This is a genomic window from Colwellia sp. F1 (assembly GCF_056238625.1).
Genome location: NZ_JBWDLI010000086.1, coordinates 1 through 2384, shown reverse-complemented (window position 1 = coordinate 2384; position 2384 = coordinate 1). Strand labels below are relative to the sequence as shown.

Sequence of the window (2384 nt, the reverse complement as noted above, 5' to 3'; positions counted from 1 at the left end):
GCATTCATAGCCTGACTCCTTAGTTTTGCCCCAATGCAGCGGTGGCCTTTAAACCCACTCAGGTTGAGATCGAACTTACCCAACACCCTGAAAAAGTCGCCACATGCATGAGTTCGTTAACCATGGGTTAATGGCTTAACGTACCTTTAATGTAGCTGAGCAATGGCAAGGTGGAGCTGTCTCACGGCATTACGTACAAAAAATCCTGCTTTCATGCTATTAACGCCAATTTATTCGATGCGTTAGTCAGCGTTAATATAACCCCACAAACAAAAACTCCAGGCCAAATGGCCTGGAGTTCTTTTACTAGTCAACGAGTATCGACATCAGCGCACGATCATCACCGAAATCTTGGCATGGTGAACCACGTGTTCCGCATTGGGGCCCAGAACGTAGTCGACAAACTTACGTTTGGTGTGAGATGCCATGACAATCAGGTCGGCATCTAGCTTTTTACCTACCTTAATGATGGCCTCCCATGGCGAGCCGTCAGCAATCACACTCTGAGTCTTAATCTCCTCAGGCACATTTTCCTTAATAAACTTATGCTGCGCCTCTTTCAACGCAGCATGTGCTTTTTCAGCAAAGTTCTTTGGAAAATAGGCTCCTACCATGGGCATCGTGAACTCAGGGAGCACTGTTACCACATGCAGTGAAGCCCCAAAAGTCTGACACAACGCAATGGCCGTAGGCAGAGCCTTTGACCAAGAGGCCTCCTCGTTCAGATCCACCGGCAATACGATTTTGCTGTACATGGCATCCTCCTTTATGCAGCAGCCGTGGCTGACGTATTGTTACGACGACGACGCTGCATAACTACGATCAAACCAAACACCAGGAACGCCGGAATCCACATCAATTCCTTAATCCAACGATCCACAGGTGCCAGCACCTCGATGATTTCCTGGTCGAAATCCAAGCCAAGATCGGCCGCGGTGCTACCGAAGGCTACCATGTCGATGACCGCCCGCTCGTCTTCGATCAGTAGCTCAAGCCCTAGGTTCTCCAAGCGCTCTTCCCCTGTCTCCCCTTCAGGCACGGGCAGAACCATATAGGTAGTAAGCGGGTCACCAAAGTCATCTTCACCACGGATCTGCAGTCGTAGCGTGCTCTCCTCATCCACATCACCCAATGTCTGGACGAACTGTGACGGCGGCACCGACTCATAGGGGTCATGGATCATATCCATCCAGAACCCCGGGCGGAACAGCGTAAAGGCGACCAGCAGCATTAGAATGGAATCGTACCAGCGGTGACGCACGATCATGAAGCCCTGCGAGCCAGCAGCAAAGATCAGCATCGCTATCGTCGATATGATGAAGATAACGATACCCTGCAGGAAGCTCACGTCGATCAGCAGCAGGTCGGTGTTAAAGATGAACAGGAACGGTAGCGCCGCGGTCCGCAAGCTATAATAGAAAGCCTGAAAACCGGTTCGTATCGGGTCTCCTCCCGAGACAGCTGCTGCCGCGAAAGAGGCAAGCCCCACCGGTGGTGTCACATCGGCCATAATGCCGAAATAGAATACGAACAGGTGAACGGCAATCAGCGGTACCAACAGACCGTTCTGTTCACCGAGTTGCACGATCACCGGGGCAAGTAGCGCCGACACCACGATGTAGTTGGCGGTAGTGGGCAGACCCATGCCGAGGATCAAGCTGAGCACCGCAGTGAGCAGCAGGATCAGCATCAGGTTCCCCATAGAGAGGATTTCCACCACATCGGCCAGCACCAAGCCCACGCCGGTCTGGGAAACCGCACCAACGATAATGCCAGCTGTCGCGGTGGCGATGCCGATGCCGATCATGTTGCGGGCACCCGTCACTAAGCCACTCCACAGATCCAGGACACCCGCACGGATATCCTCGCCCATGTCACTCTGCCCGCGGAAGATTGCCGTAATGGGACGCTGAGTCAGAATGATGAAGACCATGAGCACCGTGGCCCAGAATGCCGACAGTCCCGGAGACAAGCGCTCTACCATCAGGCACCACACCAGCACGATCACCGGCAGAATGAACTGCAGCCCAACCATCACCGTTGGCCGGGTCTGGGGCAGTTTGAAGATCGGTTCATTCGGATCGTCAAGCTCGAGCTCCGGATAGCCTGAAGCCACCTTGAGCAGTGCGATGTAGATCACCACCAGGGCCACACTTACCACCCAAGGCGTGGCGGAGCCCAGAACAGGCTTTAACCACCCCAGGCCGTAGTAGACCACCAGCGCCGTTACCATCATCAATAATAAACCGCCCAAAAAGCCGATCACCTTGCGCACCAGTGGCTTAGGAGGATTGCTGGTTGGCAGGCCCTGCAGGTTAGCCTTCATGGCCTCAAGATGGACGATGTATATCAAGGCGATGTAGGAAATTAGCGCAGGTAAGAAT

The 2384-nt window shown here is 53.5% G+C and carries 2 protein-coding genes; both read right to left on the bottom strand.

What is annotated here, in order from left to right:
- Positions 1-326 precede the first annotated feature (326 nt).
- Positions 327-755, bottom strand: a complete 429-nt coding sequence (locus AC0UA9_RS17515) for a universal stress protein (protein WP_125751116.1) — start codon at positions 753-755, stop codon at positions 327-329.
- A gap of 11 nt (positions 756-766) precedes the next feature.
- A partial coding sequence (locus AC0UA9_RS17510; protein ID WP_475662038.1) for a TRAP transporter permease occupies positions 767-2384 on the bottom strand: 1618 nt, incomplete at its 5' end.

Coding starts and splice junctions, on each gene's coding strand:
- AC0UA9_RS17515 (WP_125751116.1), bottom strand. CDS start 755: ATGTACAGCAAAATCGTATTGCCGGTGGATCTGAACGAGGAGGCCTCT.